Below are 18171 nucleotides of genomic sequence, written 5' to 3'. Positions count from 1 at the left end.
GAGTTTCAATGTCGCCGTCCCCTGCCCCGCGCCCAGCGCGCCCGCTGCCCCCGATCGCCATCGTCATCGGCGTGCTGTTCTTCTTCGGCCTGCTGGGGTTGATGGTGTATGGGGTGATGAAGTCGGGTGACCCGCAGCGGGACGTGCTGCCGTCTGCACTGATCGACAAACCTGCACCGGCCTTCGCCCTGCCGGTGCTGCACGACCCCGGCATGACCGTGCGCAGCGAGGAGCTGCGCGGGGCGCCGTATCTGCTGAACGTGTGGGGCAGCTGGTGCGCGGCGTGCCGCGAGGAACACCCGGTGCTGACCCGCTTCGCCGAGAGCAAGCGCGTGCGCGTGATCGGCTACAACTGGAAGGACGAACCCACCGACGCACTGCACTGGCTGGAAACGCTGGGCAACCCGTTCATGGTGGTGCTCAGTGACATGGAAGGCCGTACCGCGATCGACTGGGGCGTTACCGCAGCGCCGGAAACCTTCCTGGTCGACGGCAGCGGCATCGTGCGCTGGAAGTACAGCGGCGCGATGACCCAGCAGGTGGTGGACGAAAAGCTGATTCCCGCGCTGCAGAAAATCGAAAGGGCCCAGGGCCATGCCGATACCGGCCTGCACGGCAATCCGTAACGCGCTGCTGGCGCTGCTGCTGTGCACGGCCCTGCCCGTGCTGGCGCAGCAGCCGTTGCACGACCCACGGCCGCTGGCATTCCGCAACGCGGCCGAGGAAACCCGCTTCCACGACCTGGCCGCGCAGTTGCGCTGCGTGCAGTGCCAGAACCAGTCCCTGGCCGATTCCAATGCACAGATCGCCCAGGACCTGCGCCGTGAAGTGCTGCAGCTGATGCAGCAGGGCCACGACGATGCACAGATCAAGCAGTTCCTGGTCGCCCGCTACGGCGAGTTCGTGCTGTACCAGCCGCCGCTGCAGCCGGGCACCTGGCTGCTGTGGGGGGGGCCGCTGCTGGTTCTTGCCGGCGGCGGCCTGCTGGTGCTGGGCATCGTGCGCCGGCGCGGCCGCGCGGTGGCCGCAGCACCGGCAGACCGCAACGCCGATGAAGGAGATGGCTGGTGAGCTACACACTGCCGGTGCTGGCCGGTCTGGTGGCCGCGGTGATGGCCGCGCTGGTGCTGTGGCCCCTGCGCCGGCACGGGCGCACGGGTTTCATGGTGGGCGTGCTCGCGCTGGGCGTGGCCGGTGCGTGTCTCTACCTGCTGGTGGGTGACCCGCGTGCCGCGCAGGTGCAGCCGGCGCCGTCGGTGGCCACCCTGCGCGATGGCGTGAACGCACTGCAGCAGGCCCTGCAGCGCGATCCACAGCGCGCCGACGGCTGGGCACTGCTGGGCCGTTCGCAGACCGAACTGGGCGATGCCAAGGCCGCTGCCGAGGCCTTTGCGCGTGCCGCCGCACTGGCACCGGAAGATGCCGGCGTGCTGGTAGAGGCCGCGCAGGCGCGCGCCCAGGCGGACCCGGACAAACGATTCGACGACACCGCGATGGCCTGGCTGCAGCAGGCGCGCCGGGTAGCACCGGACGCCGAGCGGGCCAGCTGGCTGCTCGGCATTGCGCTGCGCCAGCGTGGCAGCAATGCCGAAGCGGCTGAGGTCTGGAGCACGCTGCTGCCGCGGCTGGAACCCGGTGCCGCGCAGGCGCTGCAGGCGCAGATCGCAATTGCACGCCAGGCCGCCGGTCTCGCTGCCGATGCCCCGGCCGAGGCCGCGCCGGCACTGCTGCAGATCCGCGTGCAGTTGCCCGACGCGGTGAAGCACGGCGATTGGCCCGCCAGCACCCAGGTGTTCGTGCTGGCCCGCGCCGTGGGCGGCCCACCGATGCCGGTGGCCGCGCGCAAGCTGCCACTGGCCGGCTTCCCGGCCACGATCGGGCTGGGCGACGGGGACAGCCCGATGCCGACGGCGCCGCTATCGGCACATCGCGAGGTTGAAGTGCTGGCGCGCATTTCGCGCACCGGCAGCGCCAACCGCAGCGACGGCGACCTGCAGAGCGAGGCCGTGCGGGTGACGTTGCCGCATGACGGCGTGGTGCAGCTGCGGTTCCCTTGACCCACGCACCGCTGCGCTCGCCGGGCATGGCCCGGCGCTACCCCTCGGGCACGCACCACCGGTAGCGCCGGGCCATGCCCGGCGGCTTCGAACGCATGCCGTCCATGGAAACCAGCGTGCCGCCAGCTCCACGGGCCGCCCCGCTAGAATGGCGCCATGACTGAATTCATTCCGCCCGGCACCCGCTTCCATGCCCTGCCCTCGCCGTTCCCGTTCAAGCGCGGTGGCGCCCTGCACGGCGCACGTGTGGCCTACGAGACCTGGGGCACGCTGGATGCCGATGCCGGCAACGCGATCCTGATCGTCACCGGCCTGTCGCCCGATGCGCACGCCGCCGCCAACGACGCCAACCCGGCTGCCGGCTGGTGGGAGGCAATGGTCGGCGCGGGCAAGCCGATCGATACCGATCGCTGGTTCGTGGTCTGCGTGAACTCGCTGGGCAGCTGCAAGGGCTCCACCGGCCCGGCATCGCTGAATCCGGCCAGCGGCGAGCCCTATCGCCTGGATTTCCCGGAACTGTCAGTGGAAGACGGCGCGCGCGCAGCCATCGCGGTGGTGCAGGCGCTGGGCATCACCCAGCTGGCCTGCGTGGTCGGCAATTCAATGGGCGGCATGACCGCGCTGGCCGTGCTGATGCTGCAGCCCGGCATCGCCCGCAGCCACATCAACATTTCCGGCAGCGCGCAGGCGTTGCCGTTCTCCATTGCCATCCGTTCACTGCAGCGCGAAGCGATCCGCCTGGACCCGCAGTGGAACGGTGGGCACTACGACGATGCGCACTACCCCGAATCGGGCATGCGCATGGCGCGCAAGCTCGGTGTGATCACCTACCGTTCCGCGCTGGAGTGGGATGGCCGCTTCGGCCGCGTACGGCTGGATTCGGACCAGACCGACGATGACCCGTTCGGCCTGGAGTTCCAGGTGGAAAGCTACCTGGAAGGCCACGCACGGCGTTTCGTGCGCTTCTTCGATCCCAACTGCTATCTGTACCTGAGCCGCTCGATGGACTGGTTCGACCTGGCCGAGTATGCCGACGGTGACGTGCTGTCCGGCCTGGCACGGATACGCGTAGAGAAGGCACTGGCCATCGGCGCCAACACCGACATCCTGTTCCCGGTGCAGCAGCAGCAACAGGTGGCCGATGGCCTGCGCGCCGGCGGCGCCGATGCACGCTTCATCGGCCTGGACTCACCGCAGGGGCACGATGCATTCCTCGTCGATTTCGATCGCTTCGGTCCGGCCGTGCGCGATTTCCTCGACGGGCTGTAAGTGGCCTGGCGGCGCAACCTGGCACTGGCGGCGTTCGGCGCGTTGATCGCGCTGGCCGTCAGTGGCGTGTTGCCCGTGTGGGCGGCAGGCTGGTGCGCGCTGGCCAGCGCACTGTCCTTCGGTCTGTATGGACACGACAAGCGCGCGGCGCAGCGCAGGCAATGGCGCATTCCCGAACGCACGCTGCAGCTGCTCGCCTTCGTCGGCGGCTGGCCGGGCGCGCTGCTGGGCCAGGCCGTGTTCCGCCACAAGCACCGCAAGCCACAGTTCCAGTGGGTGTTCGGCTTGTGCGTGCTGGCCAACGTTGCGTCCATCGCGGTGATGCTGCGCGAATTTTCCCGTTGAACCGCCGCCGGGCATGGCCCGGCGCTAGCGCACCGCGATCATGTTTCGCGGACCACTACACCGTCACGCAACCGGTACTGCACGTCCACCACGCCGTCGGGCAGGTCGTCATGGGTGATCATCAGCAGGCTGCGCCCGTCCAGCAATGCCGGTAGATCGTTCAACAGCGCGTGCGCGGTGTCCACGTCCAGGCCTTCGGTGGGTTCGTCCAGCACCAGGATGGGGGCGTTGCGCAGCAGCGCGCGCGCCAGCGCAAGGCGCCGCGCCTGCCCGGCCGACATCGTCGCGCCGTTTTCCCCCACCCACGTCTGCAGGCCACCATTGCGCTCGGCCCATTCGCCCAGCCGCACCCGGCGCAGCACGGCCCACAGCGTGGCATCGCTGGCATCGGCATCCCCCAGGCGCAGGTTGTCGGCCACGCTGCCGGCAAACACCGGGGCGTTCTGCGGCAACCACGCCAGTTGCCGGTGCCAATCGGCCTGGGCGAAACCGCGCAGATCCTGTCCGCCATAGGTCAAGCGGCCCTGCTGTGGATCCCACAGGCGCAGCAGCAGGCTGGACAGCGTGGTCTTGCCGCAACCGCTGTCGCCGCGGATCGCAATGCGTTCCCCTGGTGCGAGGGTCAGCTGCAGGCCGGACAGCACCGGTCGCGCCGCGCCCTGCCATTGGAAATGCACGTCCTGCCACTGCACCGCCGATGCCTGCGGAACCGCCTGCGGCACCGGCGGCTCGTCCACGGCCGTCGGCTGTTCGACGATGGCCTGCAGCCGATCGGCGGCAATGCGGCCCGACTGCAGCGACTGCCAGGCCAGGCCCATGCCGGCCCACAGCTCGATCAGGGCCACGGTCAGGAACACCAGGCCTGCCGCCATTTCCGCGGCAATGCGCTGCTGTTCGGCCGCATGCAGCGCCAGCGCCAACATGCCGACCAGGCCCAGCCCGGCCACCGCGCCGTGCAGGGTGGACGCTGCAATCAGGCGCCAGCGTCGACGCCGATCGCGCGCCGCCAGCTGCTTGGCCGCAACGCGCACCTTCAACTGCCACGCAGTACCCGCATGCAGGGCCGCAAGGTCACCCGCACCTTCCAGCCCTTCGAAGGCGGCGGTGCGCAGGGCGGCACGATGCGCCGCGCGGTCGGCTTCTTCGGCATCGCGCCCGCGCACGCCCAGCCACGGCACGCCGAAGCCGATCAGCAGCGCCAGCACGGCCAGCAGCACGGCCGCCGATGGCAGGATCACCGCAGCCGACGCAATGGCGGCCAGTGACAGTGCAGCGAGTGCGAGCAAAGGACCGATCGCGCGCACCAGCAGGCCATCGACCTCGCCGATGTCACCCAGCAGGCGCGCCAGCAGTTCACCGGTGCGGGTGGCCCCCAGCCGCGCCGGTGCCAGCGGCAGCGCACGGCGGAAGAACCACACGCGCAGGTCGCGGGCGATGCGCAACGTGGCATCGTGGCCCACCAGCTTTTCGAAATAGCGCGAGACGATGCGCGCCATGGTCAGGCCACGGATGCCGGCCGACGGCGAGAAGAAGTTGAAGCCCTGGCTCAACCCCGCCGCACCGGCCAGCGCTGCAGCAGTCAGGAAGCCACCGGACAGGCCCAGCAGCGCGGTACCGGCCAGCATCGTGATCCACAGCAGCAGCACGGTCAGCAGCAGGCGTGGACGATGGCGCATGAACACCGCGCGCAGCGAATCGGGCGAGCGGCTCATGCGCGCACCGCCTGCGCCGGATCGACCAGGCGGCCTTCGGGCAGCAGCAGACAGCGGTCGGCCCAGGCGATCACCGCCGGGCTGTGGGTGGCCACCACCACGGCGCGGCCGCGCGCATAGGCGGCCAGGCTGCGCAGCAATGCGGCTTCGGTGTCGGCATCCAGGAAGGCAGTGGGCTCGTCCAGCAGCAGCACCTGCGGATCGCGCAGCAGCAGCCGGGCCAGACCGATGCGCCGTGCTTCGCCACCGGACAGGCCGAAACCACGCTCACCAATCATCGTATCCAGGCCCTGCGGCAGGCGCTGGGCGAACTGCAGCACCTGCGCCGCTTCGGCCACGGCGCGCAGGCGCGCATCACTGGCGGCGGGATCGGCCAGGCGCAGGTTGTCGGCGATCGAACCATGGAACAGGTACGGGCGCTGGCTGGCGTAGGCCACCTGCACGCCGGGGCGCACCTGCAGGCGTCCTTCGCGCGGCGGCAGCCAGCCCGCCAGCGCTTCCAGCAGCGTGCTCTTGCCCGAACCACTGGGGCCGACCAGGGCCAGGCGCTGGCCGGGTTCCAGGCGTACATCGAGCCCACTCAGCACATCCTGCGGCGCGCCCAGCGGGCGCAGCACCAGCCCCTGCGCCTGCAGCGGCGGCAGCGCGGCCTCGGCCGGTTCGGGCGCGCGCGTAGGCATGCCTTCTTCAGGCAACGCCGCCTCGTCAGGCAAGGCGTGCAGCAGCCGTTCCACTTCGGCGGCAGCGGCCAGCGCATTGGCGCGGTCGTGGTAATGGGCGGCCAGCCGCCGCAGCGGCGCATAGAATTCCGGCGCCAGCAGCAGGCAGAACAGGCCCGCGCCGAGCGTCGGCACGGTGGCATGCAGGGACATCAGTCCCAGGTAGCTCAGGCCCAGGTAGAGCGCCACCATGGCCACGCTCACCGAAGCGAAGAATTCCAGCACGGTGGACGACAGGAAGGCGATACGCAGCACTTTCAGCGTTCGCACGCGCACGCCTTCGGCGGCCGCTTCCACGCCTGCCAGTTCCGCCTCGCCGCGGCCGTACAGGCGCAGCAGACCCAGCCCCTTGATGCGATCGGCGAAGTGCCCGCTCATCCGCGCCAGTTCACCCAGCTGCGCGCGACCGGCCGCTTCGGCGCCCCAGCCGACCAGCATCATGAAAAACGGCACCAGCGGCGCAGTGAACAGCAGGATCAGTGCGACCACCCAGTCCACCCAGGCGACCGCCGCCAGGATCAGCAGGGGCACCACCACCACTTCGGTGCGCACCGGCAGGAACCCGCTGTAATAGTTCTCAATCGCATCGCCGTGATGCAGCATCAACTCGCCCAGCTCGCCGGTACGACGCTGCCGCAGCCACAGCGGTCCGTGCCCCAGCAGGCGTGCGAACACGCGCTCGCGCAGGGCCAGCCGCGCGGCGTCGGCCACATCGCCGGCGGCCGCCTGGCTGGCGCTGCCCAGTGCGGTGCGCAGCAGCAGGATGATGGCCAGCCCGCCCAGTACCGGCAGCCCGGATGCCAACGGCGCACGTTGCACCAGCACGTGCTGCACCAGCCAGGCGATGGCGGCCGCCTGGCCGATCAGCAGAGCCCCGGACACGCTGAGGCACACCGCGGCCAAGCGCTGGCGGCCACGCGCCGCGCGCGCCAGATCAGCCAGCCAGGCCGTACGGGTACGCCGCTGCAGGGCCGATTCGGCGTGCGGGTCGGTGGCAACAGCGGAAGGATCGGCAGCGCTCAAAGGGGGTCACAGGCAACAGGGCATGGCCGGCATTGTAGGCACACACAGGCGCCCTCCCCTGCGGCCAGCGGTCGCAGTCTTCATCCGGTTTGGCATACGATCCTTGTGCAGAGCCATTCATACATTGATCTGGATCAAGGCTGTTTGAAGTAGTCGGTCACATCATCCACCCCGTAGACCACCCTTCCCGCCACCTGCAACGGCACTATCCAACGAGGTAGCCAGGCCATGATTGATCAGACAGTCGTAGAACTGTCGCGGCTGCAATTCGCTTTGACCGCGATGTACCACTTCCTATTCGTACCGCTCACCCTTGGCCTGTCCTTCATGGTGGCCATCATGGAAAGCGTGTACGTGATGACCCGCAAACAGGTCTGGCGGCAGATGACCCTGTTCTGGGGCGCCCTGTTCGGCATCAACTTCGCCATCGGCGTGGCCACCGGCCTGGTGATGGAGTTCCAGTTCGGCATGAACTGGTCGTACTACAGCCATTACGTGGGCGACATCTTCGGTGCGCCGCTGGCCATCGAAGGCCTGATGGCCTTCTTCCTGGAAGCCACCTTCATCGGCCTGTTCTTCTTCGGCTGGAAGCGCCTGAGCCCGGTCAAGCACCTGGCGGTGACCTGGCTGATGGCGCTGGGCACCAATCTGTCGGCGGTCTGGATCCTGATCGCCAACGGCTGGATGCAGAACCCGACCGGTGCGGTGTTCAACCCGGAAACGATGCGCATGGAAGTGGTGGATTTCGCCGCCGTGCTGCTGAACCCGGTGGCCCAGGCCAAGTTCGTGCACACCGTCAGCGCCGGCTACGTGACCGGTGCGATCTTCGTGATGTCCATCAGCGCCCTGTACCTGCTGCGCAACAAGCACCGTGACATGGCCCGCCGCTCGTTCGCGGTGGCCGCTGCGTTCGGCCTGCTGTCGTCGCTGTCGGTGGTGGTGCTGGGCGATGAAAGCGGCTACGCCGCCAGCGAACACCAGAAGATGAAGCTGGCCGCGATTGAAGCGATGTGGGAAACCGAGCGTGCGCCGGCCGACTTCACCGCCTTCGGCATTCCCAACCAGACCACCCAGCAGAACGACTACGCGATCAAGATCCCGTACCTGATGGGCCTGATCGCCACCCGTTCGACCAACCAGCCGATCCCGGGCATCCTGGAACTGGTGGAGCGCGCCGAACACCGCATCCGCGGCGGCCAGCTGGCCTACGGTGCGCTGGAACGCATCCGTGCCAACAAGGACGATGTGGAAGCGCGCGAGATGTTCGACCGCCACTGGCAGGATCTGGGCCACGGCCTGCTGCTGAAGCGTTACCGCGAGGACATCCTCAACGCCACGCCGGAAGAAATCTCCAAGGCCGCGCTGGATACCGTGCCGCGCGTGGCGCCGCTGTTCTGGACCTTCCGCGTGATGGCCGGCCTGGGCTTCTACCTGATCGCCTTCTTCGCCCTGGCCTTCTACTTCTCCTGCCGCAACAACTTCCAGGACAAGCGCTGGTTCCTGAAGCTGGCCGTCTGGTCGCTGCCGGCACCGTGGATCGCCATCGAATGCGGCTGGTTCGTGGCCGAGTACGGCCGCCAGCCGTGGGCGGTGGACGGCGTGCTGCCCACCTTCTATGCCGCTTCGGGCCTGGCCCTGCATGAAATCCTGACCACGCTGGCCATCTTCACCGCGCTGTACACGGTGCTGCTGGTGATCGAGGTGAAGCTGATGCTGAAGGCGATCCGCAAGGGGCCGGACGAGATCCTGCCGACGCTGCAGGCCGATATCCGCCCCGCATCCCCCAATGCCGCAATGCCGGCCCCCGGCCAGGTCTGAGGCAGGAGAACGCACATGGAATTTCTTGGATTCGATTACAGCACCCTGCGCGTGATCTGGTGGCTGCTGCTGGGCATCCTGCTGATCGGCTGGGCGGTGATGGATGGTTTCGACCTGGGCGTGGGCACGCTGCTGCCGTTCGTGGCCAAAACCGATGAAGAGCGCCGGCTGGTGATCAATACGGTCGGCCCGGTGTGGGAAGGCAACCAGGTGTGGCTGGTGCTGGGGGGCGGCGCGATCTTCGCCGCCTGGCCGCCGCTGTACGCGGTCAGCTTCTCCGGCTTCTACCTGGCGGTGTTTGCCATGCTGTTCGGGCTGATCCTGCGCCCGGTCGGCTTCAAGTACCGCAGCAAGCTGCCCAGCAAGCGCTGGCGCGACAACTGGGATCGCGTGCTGTTCGTGGGCGGTCTGTTGCCGGGCCTGATTGCCGGCGTAGCCGTGGGCAACGTGCTGCTGGGCGTGCCGTTCCACTTCGATGACAGCATGCGCATCTTCTACACCGGCTCGTTCTTCGGCCTGCTGACCCCGTTCGCCCTGGTGGCGGGCCTGGTGAGCGTGGCCATGCTGGTGTCGCACGGTGCGGCGATGCTGGTGATCAAGACCGATGGCCCGGTGGCCGATCGTGCCGCCCGCTACGGCAGCGTGGCGGCGATCATCAGCTTCGTGCTGTTCGCCGCGGCCGGTGCATGGGTGGCCTTCGGCCTGCCCGGCTACCAGATCACCTCGCAGGTGGTGACCGACGGCCCGACCAATCCGCTGCTGAAGACCGCTGCCATCGGCACGGCCGCCGGTGGCTGGCTGCGCAACTACAGCAGCATGCCGCTCACCCTTGTGTTCCCGGTGCTGGGCCTGCTGGGTGCACTGGCCAGCGCGGCGCTGCTGCGGGCCCGCCGCGGCGGCCTGGCGTTCATCGCCTCGGGTGCATCGATCGCCGGCATCATCCTGACCGTCGGCTTTGCCATCTTCCCGTTCCTGCTGCCTTCGTCCAGCCAGCCCGGTTCCAGCCTGACCGTCTGGGACAGCTCGTCCAGCCATCTGACGCTGGGCATCATGCTGGTGGCCACGGCGATCTTCCTGCCGATCATCCTCGCCTACACCACCTGGGTGTACCGCGTACTGAAGGGCAAGACGACCACCGAAGAGATGGACGAGAACCCGAACGCGTATTGATTTGAAGGTGTGCCGACCAACGGTCGGCACCTACCCCGAATAGAGGAGAAACGAACATGTGGTATTTCGCCTGGATTCTCGGCACCGGCCTGGCCTCCACCGTGGCCATCCTCAACGGCATGTGGTTCGAATCGCGCGAGCAGAACCGCGCCGAACAGGAAAACCGTCGTTGATGTGAAAAAAACCTTGCCGCCTTGGCCTTCACACGGTATCTTAGGCGGCTCCTTCGGGGTGTAGCTCAGTCTGGTAGAGCGCTACGTTCGGGACGTAGAGGTCGCAGGTTCGAATCCTGTCTCCCCGACCACTTCGGTGGTCGCATTGAAGCCTGGTGAGGTTGTCCAGGCTTTTTTGTTCCCTGAAGTGACACTGCTCCGGCAGTGTGAAGGAAACGGCTTTCACCCCTTGCCGCCACCGGGGTGAACAGCTAGAATAGGCGGCTCCCTTCGGGGTGTAGCTCAGTCTGGTAGAGCGCTACGTTCGGGACGTAGAGGTCGCAGGTTCGAATCCTGTCTCCCCGACCACTTCGGTGGTCACCAAGAAGCCTGGAAGACGACAGTCCTCCGGGTTTTTTTGTATCTGCAACCGGCACCCCACCGGCGTGGCTGCCGGAATGCACCGGCCCCGTACAATGGCCCCCTGCCCCCACCTGTCGCACCGGCCTGGCCCGGTGCCGCCGCTGCACGCCAACCACCGGGCGTGCGCCACCTGCAAGGATTCCGCATGACCACCGCACCCCACGCCTCGCCCTCACTGCTGCACGGGCGGCTGCTCGCCTTCGCCGCCATCCTGCTGGCCGCGGTGAACCTGCGCACCGCGGTGACGTCCATCACCCCGCTGCTGGACGTGCTCGGCCAGCATTTCGGCTTCGGTACCACCATGACCGGCGTACTGGGCATGCTGCCGACCGCCTCGTTCGCCCTGTTCGGCGTGGCCACCCCGGCCCTGGCCCGGCGCCTGGGGCTGGAACGCACCACCCTGCTGGCCATGACCCTGGCCATGGCCGGCCTGCTGCTGCGCTCCAGCGCCGGCGGCGTAGGCACCCTGCTGCTGGGTTCGGTGATGGCGCTGGCCGGCATGGGCATCGGCAACGTGGTGGTGCCGCCGCTGGTGAAGCGCTACTTCGCCAACAAGGTGGGCACCATGAGCACGCTGTACATCAGCATGCTGCAGCTGGGCACCATGCTGCCCGCGCTGCTGGCGGTGCCGATGGCGCAGGCGGCCGGCTGGCGCGTGTCGCTGGGCATGTGGGCGCTGCTGGCCCTTGCCGCAGCCCTGCCGTGGCTGATGCTTGCCCGTCGCGCGCCGCACGCGCAGCTGGCAGCCAACGATCCCAGCGCGCAGCCGCACGGCAAGGTCTGGCGCACCTCGCTGGGCTGGAGCATGTCGCTGATGTTCGGCATGACCTCGCTGATGACCTATTCGATGTTCACCTGGCTGCCGCGCATCGTGGTGGAAGCCGGTGCCACGCCGGCGTTCGGCGGGGTGATGGTGGCCGTGTTCTCGGCCCTGGGCCTGCTGCCGTCGCTGGTCATCCCGTCGCTGGCGGTGCGCCTGCAGAACCCGTTCCCGCTGGTGCTGATCGGTTTCTTCTCGTTCGTGATCGCCTTCACCGGCCTGCTGCTGGCGCCGATGAAGGCGCCCCTGCTGTGGGCCGCCCTGCTGGGCGTGGGCCCGTCCACCTTCCCGCTGGCACTGACCCTGATCAACCTGCGCACGCGCACCGCCACCGGCTCGGCGGCGCTGTCCGGCTTCATGCAGGGCGTGGGCTACAGCTTCAGCTGCCTGGGCCCGTTCCTGGTCGGCTGGCTGCACACGATCAGCAACGGCTGGGGCCTGCCCTTCGGCTTCCTGTTCGGCTGCGCCACGGTGATGCTGTGCGCCTCGTGGGTGGCCTGCAAGCCGCGCCGGCTGGAAGACCTGTGGTGATCTGAGCCACCTGCCTCCCCCGTCTACACACCGCTTCGGCGTGAACTGACGTAGCGTGTCCAAAGCTGACGCGGGACGCGTGCTGGCCGATGGGCCGCGGCGTGCCGCCGCGGCAGCGCCCGGCGCCGCGTTGGCCACCGGAATACTGTGATTTCGCAGTCCAAGCCTTTGGCGGAAGGGGAGGTGCGATGGAAATGGCCGTTGTCGTGCGGCGGTTGCGTGTAAGGGGAACAGCGAGGCTCTGGCCTCCTTGGGGCGTGTCAGCTAAAGTTGGCATGTGATGTGCGTCACACTTTTTGCACATCGTCTAAGAATGGATGCTGAAGGGGGAATTCATGGTTGTTCATCGACCGCTGGCGCTCTGCGTCGGCCTGGCCTGCGCCGCTCTGGCGTCCTGGGCCCACGCGGCGCCGCCGCCCACCCAGGCCACCCGTGCCGACCGGCTGGCCGAAATCGGCCATTACCGTGACCAGGCCCGCTGGGTTGACGCGCTGGCCGCCATCGAGCGCGCGCAGCAGGTCGAGCCCAACGACGACCTGCTGTACAAGCTGCAGGTCCTGACCCTGGGCGACATCGGCAACGCGCATCGGGCGTGGCGCCTGTACCAGGCGCGGCCGCAGCTGTTCGACGCCGACCAGAAGGCCCGGCTGGAAGCGAACTACGTGGCCAAGCTGGTGAACTGGAGCCTGGCCTACGGCCAGACCGAAGATTCCCGCCTGGACGAAGCCGAGGACGCGCTGGCGGAGATGGAGCGCTATGTGCAGCGCGACGGTACCCCGCTGGCGCAGGCCCCGCTGCGCATCCGCATGGACCGGCTGATCCTGCTCAACCGTTTGTCACGGCACGCACAGGTGCGCGATGAAGCGCGCGCCCTGCAGGCCGAAGGCCATGCCCTGCCCGACTATGTGCTGCCGGCAGTGGGCGATTCGATGATGGCCACCCAGCACCCCGACGAAGCCATTCCGCTGCTGGAAGCAGCGGTGAAGAACGACCCGTCGCGCTTCCAGTCCCGTTCGGAGCTGGCCTATGCCTACCTGGAAACCGAACAGGCGGAAAAGGCCATCGGCTACCTGCAGGCCTGGCAGAAGGACGAGCCGGCCTGGCGCTGGGGCGGCGGCAAGAGCCCGTACGCCAACTGGGCGCGCTACGAGGCCGACGTGAACCTGGCGATGATCCGCGCCTACAGCGGTGACCTGCCCACCGCACAGCGCGAGCTGGAAGCGCTGGTGGACGTGGGCCCCGGCAACGGCGGCCTGCAGACCGCACTGGGCAGCGTGTACCAGATGCGTGGCTGGCCGCGGCGTTCGCTGGAACGCCACCAGATGGCCTATACCCTGGATCCGCGCGATGTGTCGCCGCGCCTGGGCATGCACGAAGCCTACGTGCAGCTGCAGCGCGACGACCTGGCGCGGCCGCTGCACGACGACCTGCTGCAGCGCTACCCCAACCAGCCCTCGGTGCAGCGCATGGACCGTGACTGGCGCGCACACCGCGGCTGGCAGCTGCAGGCCACCGTGGACGGCGGCCGCAGCTCGGGCGGCGGTGGCACCTCGCCACTGGGCAACGACGACCTGCACTACGGCATGGAAGTGGCCACACCGATCCTGGACGATCGCTGGCGGCTGTTCGCCTTCGCCGACCGCCGTTCGGTCACCTTCCAGGACCAGAAGATCAACCCGCTGTGGATGGGTGCGGGCGTGCGCTACCGCTTCGGCCGTGCCGACGCCGAGGCCGCCGTGCTGCGCCCCAACGACAGCATCGGCGACACTGGCCTGCGCGGCGGTTTCGGTTGGCAGTTCAACGACCAGTGGCATGCGGGCGTGACCGCCGCACGCAACGACCCCGAAGCCTCGATGCAGGCGCGCGTCTCCGGCATCACCGCCGACAGCTTGGCCGTGGCCGTGGACTACACCCGCAACGAACGCACCCACTGGAGCCTGGGCGGCAGCCAGTTCCGCTATGACGACGGCAACCGCCGCGACACCCTGACCAGCGCGATCGAGCAGCGCCTGCTGACCCGCCCGCGCCTGCTGATCGATGGCCTGGGCAGCGTCTACACCAGCCGTGGCAGCCAGGACGACGCACCGTACTTCAATCCCTCGCGCGACCGCTCGGTGGAGATCGGCCTGCGCATCGACCAGCAGCTGTGGCGCCACTACGAACGCCACTTCCGCCACCGCCTGACGGTGTCGCTGGGCGACTACTGGCAGGAAGGCTATGGCAGCGCACTGATTCCCAGCGTGGCTTACCGCCACGAATGGCAGTTCAGCCAGGGGCGCATCCTGGAATACGGGGTGAGCTGGTCGCGGCCGGTCTACGACGGCCAACGTGAACGTCATATCGGCTTCGATGCCGCGCTGCGCTGGGGAGAGTGAGATGGAACGGATGCTTCGCTACCTGATGACCACCGTGCTGCTGGGCCTGCTGGCCCTGGCACAACCGGCGGCCGCCCAGCAGCCCACCGAGCTGGATGCCAGCGACAACGGCCTGCTGATCCTGAGCTACCACGACATCCGCGATGACGTGGGCGAAAAGGCCGATGCTGATGCCTATGCCGTCAGCACGCAGAACTTCGCCGCACACCTGGACTGGCTGTCGGCGCATGGCTACCACCCGATCTCGCTGTCGCAGCTGATCAAGGCCTCGCGCGGGGAAGCCACGCTGCCACCGCGGCCGGTGCTGCTGACCTTCGATGACGGCCTGCGCAGCGTCTATACGCGGGTGTACCCGCTGCTGCGTGCCTACAACTACCCGGCGCTGGTGGCGGTGATCACCGATTACGTGGACATGGCACCGGGCCGCACCATCGACTACGGCTACCGCCCGTTCGGCCACGATGATTTCCTGACCTGGGCACAGCTGCGCGAGATGCAGTCCAGCGGGCTGATCGAACTGGCCAGCCACACCGACAACCTGCACCACGGCGTGCAGTCCAACCCGCAGGGCAACCAGACCCCGGCGGTGATCACCCGCGTCTACGACCCGAAGGCGCAGCGCTACGAAACCGCGCAGGAGTACGAACAGCGCCTGCGCGCGGACCTGGGCCGCAGCGTACAGCTGATCAAGAAAGAGCTGGGGGTAACCCCGAAGGCGATCGTCTGGCCGTATGCCGCCTACAACCAGATGAGCAACGATATTGCCGAGCAGCTGGGCATGCCGGTGTCGTTCGACCTGGAAGGCCGCAGCACGCCGGTCACCCGCGACCTGCACGGGCTGGCACGCCTGCTGGTGACCAACAACCCCAACACCGCCTCGCTGGCCTTTGAACTGCGCCGCAACGTGGGCCTGGACGGCACCCGCGCGCTGCAGATCGACCTGGATGCTGTGTACGACGCCAACCCGGCCCAGCAGGCGCGCAACCTGGATGCGTTGATCGAACGGGTGAAGAAGGTCGGCCCGACCCACGTCTACCTGCAGGCCTTCGCCGATCCGGACGGCAACAACACCGCCGATGCGCTGTACTTCCCCAACCGGCACCTGCCGATGCGCGCGGACCTGTTCAACCGCGTGGCCTGGCAGCTGAAGACCCGTGCCGGGGTGAAGGTGTATGCGTGGCTGCCGGTGCTGGGCTACGAGCTGCCCGATGCGGCCCAGCGCACCGCGCTGGGCATTGCCAGCCCCGAACACGATGGCATGTACCGGCTGGACTTCACCAAGCCGCAGGCGCGGCAGATCATCAAGGATATCTACGAAGACCTGGCCATCAATTCGTACTTCGAAGGCCTGCTGTTCCACGACGATGCCTACGTGCGTGACACCGAACTGGCGCAGCTGCCGCAGGAAGGCCCCGATGGCGGCCGCACCCAGGCACTGATCGACTTCACCCTGGAACTGCGTGACAGCGCGCAGCGCTGGCGGCCGAAGCTGGGCACGGTGCGCAACCTGTACGCGCAGCCGGTGCTGGAACCGCAGAGCGCCAACTGGTTCGCCCAGCGCCTGGACCTGTTCAACAAGGCCTACGACCGCACCGCGCTGATGGCCATGCCGTGGATGGAAGGCAGCCGCCACCCCGAACGCTGGCTGGACCGGCTGGTGACCGCCGTGCGCGCGCACGACCCGGACCTGAAGCACACCATGTTCGAGCTGCAGACCGTGGACTGGCGCACGCAGACCCCGATCAGTGGCCAGCGCCTGCGCGCCCAGGTGCGCCGCCTGCAGGCACAGGGCGTGCGCCACTTCGCGTGGTACCCGGACGATTTCATTGCCGACAAGCCGTCGACCGTGGACGCGCGCGCCGCGATGTCTGCGCGCAACTTCCCGTACCCGGAGAAGTGACATGGACATGAGCCCCTGGCTGTATGCCCTGTTCCAGTTCGCCTTCTTCTACCCGATGGTGATGGCGTTCTTCTGGATGTCCGGCGGCCTGTACTACTTCTTCCGCCGCGAGCGGAAGTCGCGGCCGCGCAACGACCCACCGCCGATGGACGAGTACCCGTTCGCCACGCTGCTGATTCCCTGCCACAACGAATCGGACAACCTGGACGACACCATCGGCGCGGCGCTGGCGCAGCGTTATCCGGACTTCGAGGTGATCGCCATCAACGATGGCAGCCGCGATGACACCGGCGCGCGCCTGGATGCACTGGCCGCGCAGCACCCGCGCCTGCGCGTGGTGCACCTGGACCGCAACCTGGGCAAGGCCAATGCACTGCGCATGGGTGCGCTGGCCGCGCGTTCTGAATATCTGGTCTGCATCGATGGCGATGCGATGCTGGAAGAGTACGCCATGCACTGGATGGTCTGGCACCTGACCAGCGGGCCGCGCGTTGGCGCGGTGACGGGCAACCCGCGCATCCGCAACCGTTCCACCCTGCTGGGACGCCTGCAGGTGGCCGAGTTCTCCTCGATCATCGGCATGATCAAGCGTGCCCAGCGCGTGTACGGGCGCATCTTCACCGTGTCCGGGGTGATCGCCGCGTTCCGCCGCACCGCCCTGCACCGCATCGGCTACTGGGCCGATGACATGGTGACCGAAGACATCGACATCAGCTGGCGCCTGCAGCTGGACCACTGGGATATCCGCTACGAACCCAACGCGCTGTGCTTCATCCTGATGCCCGAGACCCTGAAGGGCTTGTGGCGGCAGCGCCTGCGCTGGGCCCAGGGTGGCGTGGAAGTGCTGCTGCGGCATGGCGCTTCGTTGTTCAGCTGGCGCAAGCGGCGCATGTGGGGGGTATTGCTGGAGTACATCCTGAGCGTGTTCTGGGCGTACACCATGCTGTTGATCGTGGTGCTGTGGGCGCTGGGCAAGTTCATCCCGCTGCCGGCCCCGCTGTACATCGATACGCTGCTGCCGCAATGGCACGGCGTGATCCTGGCGCTGGTCTGCCTGCTGCAGTTCGCCAGCAGTCTGATCATCGACCGTCGTTACGAAACACACATTGGACGCAACTACTTCTGGGTCATCTGGTACCCGATGGCGTACTGGTTGATCAGCCTGTTCACCACTCTGGTGGCACTGCCGAAGACGCTGTTCAAGCGCCGCGGCAAGCGCGCCACCTGGGTCAGCCCTGACCGGGGGATCCGATGAACATCGTACGCAGCAGCACACCGAAGAAACCGTCCAACCGCTTCGATTCGCGGTTGATCCAGAAGCCACGCAAGCAGCCGCGCCTGCAGCGCACTGCGTGGGGCTTCGTCACCCTGGCGTTCTGGGGCTTCTACTTCTACCTGTGGGCACCGCTGGTCACCCTGATCTCGTGGTTGCTGGGCGGGCAGATGGCGTTCGTGCAGTTGTACCAGCACAAGCAGCACCTGGACCCGTTCGTGATGATCGCGCTGCCGGTCATCCTGGTCTGCTGCGCGCTGCTGCTGATCGCCTGGGCCGAGTACAACCGCTACCGTTTCGCCGGCAAGGAACGGCGCGCGCCGCGGGTGGATTCGAGCCGGACGGAGATCGCCCATTCGCTGGGCGCCAGCGATGCCCTGGCCGATCTGCTGGTGAACGCCAAGGCCGTGACGCTGCACATGGATGACAACGCACGCCCGGTGGGTCTGACGCGGCAGCCGCTTTTGTAAGGGGTGGGTGTTTCGGCAGGGCTTGCAGCCCTGCACCTGCTTGGAGCAACGGCAACGGCAAGAGCTGGCTATCCGTGGGATGGCGGGGCGGTGTGGGTGGGCAGGACACGCCGT

General features: G+C 67.8%; 15 protein-coding genes and 2 tRNA genes. 15 read left to right on the top strand and 2 right to left on the bottom strand.

What is annotated here, in order from left to right; all coding sequences use genetic code 11:
* The first annotated feature begins 8 nt into the window (after positions 1 to 8).
* The 5 genes from AC06FA_RS15440 (at position 9) to AC06FA_RS15420 (ending at position 3671) form a co-directional block, all read left to right on the top strand.
* Complete coding sequence (locus AC06FA_RS15440; protein ID WP_478069081.1) at positions 9 to 626, top strand: DsbE family thiol:disulfide interchange protein; 618 nt, start codon at positions 9 to 11, stop codon at positions 624 to 626.
* The gene (locus AC06FA_RS15435) at positions 595 to 1071 is read left to right on the top strand and encodes a cytochrome c-type biogenesis protein (protein ID WP_478069080.1); all 477 of its coding nucleotides are present in this window, start codon (positions 595 to 597) and stop codon (positions 1069 to 1071) included. Before AC06FA_RS15440 ends, AC06FA_RS15435 begins: the two co-directional genes overlap by 32 nt.
* A complete protein-coding gene (locus AC06FA_RS15430) occupies positions 1065 to 2057 on the top strand; it encodes a tetratricopeptide repeat protein (protein ID WP_478069142.1) in 993 nt (330 codons plus the stop codon). The genes AC06FA_RS15435 and AC06FA_RS15430 overlap by 7 nt, the downstream gene beginning before the upstream one ends.
* Positions 2058 to 2213: 156 nt before the next feature.
* Positions 2214 to 3326, top strand: a complete 1113-nt coding sequence (gene metX, locus AC06FA_RS15425) for a homoserine O-acetyltransferase MetX (protein ID WP_478069079.1) — start codon at positions 2214 to 2216, stop codon at positions 3324 to 3326.
* Complete coding sequence (locus AC06FA_RS15420; protein ID WP_478069078.1) at positions 3327 to 3671, top strand: DUF1294 domain-containing protein; 345 nt, start codon at positions 3327 to 3329, stop codon at positions 3669 to 3671.
* Between the two features lie 38 nt (positions 3672 to 3709).
* On the opposite strand, the gene cydC is transcribed toward AC06FA_RS15420, so the two are convergent.
* Together cydC and cydD are read right to left on the bottom strand one after the other, a co-directional pair.
* A complete protein-coding gene (gene cydC / locus AC06FA_RS15415; protein WP_478069077.1) occupies positions 3710 to 5383 on the bottom strand; it encodes a thiol reductant ABC exporter subunit CydC in 1674 nt (557 codons plus the stop codon).
* The gene (gene cydD / locus AC06FA_RS15410; protein ID WP_478069076.1) at positions 5380 to 7125 is read right to left on the bottom strand and encodes a thiol reductant ABC exporter subunit CydD; all 1746 of its coding nucleotides are present in this window, start codon (positions 7123 to 7125) and stop codon (positions 5380 to 5382) included. Before cydD ends, cydC begins: the two co-directional genes overlap by 4 nt.
* A 228-nt stretch (positions 7126 to 7353) precedes the next feature.
* Between cydD and AC06FA_RS15405 the strand changes: the two genes are divergently transcribed.
* The 10 genes from AC06FA_RS15405 (at position 7354) to pgaD (ending at position 18057) form a co-directional block, all read left to right on the top strand.
* Positions 7354 to 8943 carry a cytochrome ubiquinol oxidase subunit I gene (locus tag AC06FA_RS15405; RefSeq protein ID WP_312708628.1) on the top strand — a complete coding sequence of 530 codons (1590 nt, stop codon included), beginning with the start codon at positions 7354 to 7356 and terminating at the stop codon, positions 8941 to 8943.
* A 15-nt stretch (positions 8944 to 8958) separates the two neighbouring features.
* Positions 8959 to 10113, top strand: a complete 1155-nt coding sequence (cydB, locus tag AC06FA_RS15400) for a cytochrome d ubiquinol oxidase subunit II (protein WP_478069075.1) — start codon at positions 8959 to 8961, stop codon at positions 10111 to 10113.
* 56 nt (positions 10114 to 10169) lie between these two features.
* On the top strand, positions 10170 to 10286 hold the full coding sequence (cydX, locus tag AC06FA_RS15395) for a cytochrome bd-I oxidase subunit CydX (protein ID WP_312708630.1): 117 nt from the start codon (positions 10170 to 10172) through the stop codon (positions 10284 to 10286).
* A gap of 54 nt (positions 10287 to 10340) precedes the next feature.
* Positions 10341 to 10417 (top strand) — tRNA-Pro (locus AC06FA_RS15390).
* Between the two features lie 140 nt (positions 10418 to 10557).
* Positions 10558 to 10634 (top strand) — tRNA-Pro (locus tag AC06FA_RS15385).
* 199 nt (positions 10635 to 10833) lie between these two features.
* On the top strand, positions 10834 to 12039 hold the full coding sequence (locus tag AC06FA_RS15380; RefSeq protein ID WP_478069074.1) for an MFS transporter: 1206 nt from the start codon (positions 10834 to 10836) through the stop codon (positions 12037 to 12039).
* Positions 12040 to 12374: 335 nt separating this feature from the next.
* Positions 12375 to 14414, top strand: a complete 2040-nt coding sequence (gene pgaA, locus AC06FA_RS15375) for a poly-beta-1,6 N-acetyl-D-glucosamine export porin PgaA (RefSeq protein WP_478069073.1) — start codon at positions 12375 to 12377, stop codon at positions 14412 to 14414.
* A 10-nt stretch (positions 14415 to 14424) separates the two neighbouring features.
* A complete protein-coding gene (gene pgaB, locus AC06FA_RS15370; protein WP_478069141.1) occupies positions 14425 to 16314 on the top strand; it encodes a poly-beta-1,6-N-acetyl-D-glucosamine N-deacetylase PgaB in 1890 nt (629 codons plus the stop codon).
* A 1-nt stretch (position 16315) separates the two neighbouring features.
* Positions 16316 to 17569, top strand: a complete 1254-nt coding sequence (gene pgaC, locus AC06FA_RS15365) for a poly-beta-1,6-N-acetyl-D-glucosamine synthase (RefSeq protein WP_312708635.1) — start codon at positions 16316 to 16318, stop codon at positions 17567 to 17569.
* Positions 17566 to 18057 (top strand): poly-beta-1,6-N-acetyl-D-glucosamine biosynthesis protein PgaD, encoded by a 492-nt coding sequence (pgaD, locus tag AC06FA_RS15360; protein WP_478069072.1) that lies wholly within the window; start codon positions 17566 to 17568, stop codon positions 18055 to 18057. The genes pgaC and pgaD overlap by 4 nt, the downstream gene beginning before the upstream one ends.
* Positions 18058 to 18171 lie beyond the last annotated feature (114 nt).

It is taken from the genome of Stenotrophomonas sp. Steno-C17 (genome assembly GCF_056393165.1).
The sequence above is the reverse complement of the archived record's forward strand: the minus strand, read 5'-3'. Positions and strand labels throughout refer to the sequence as shown.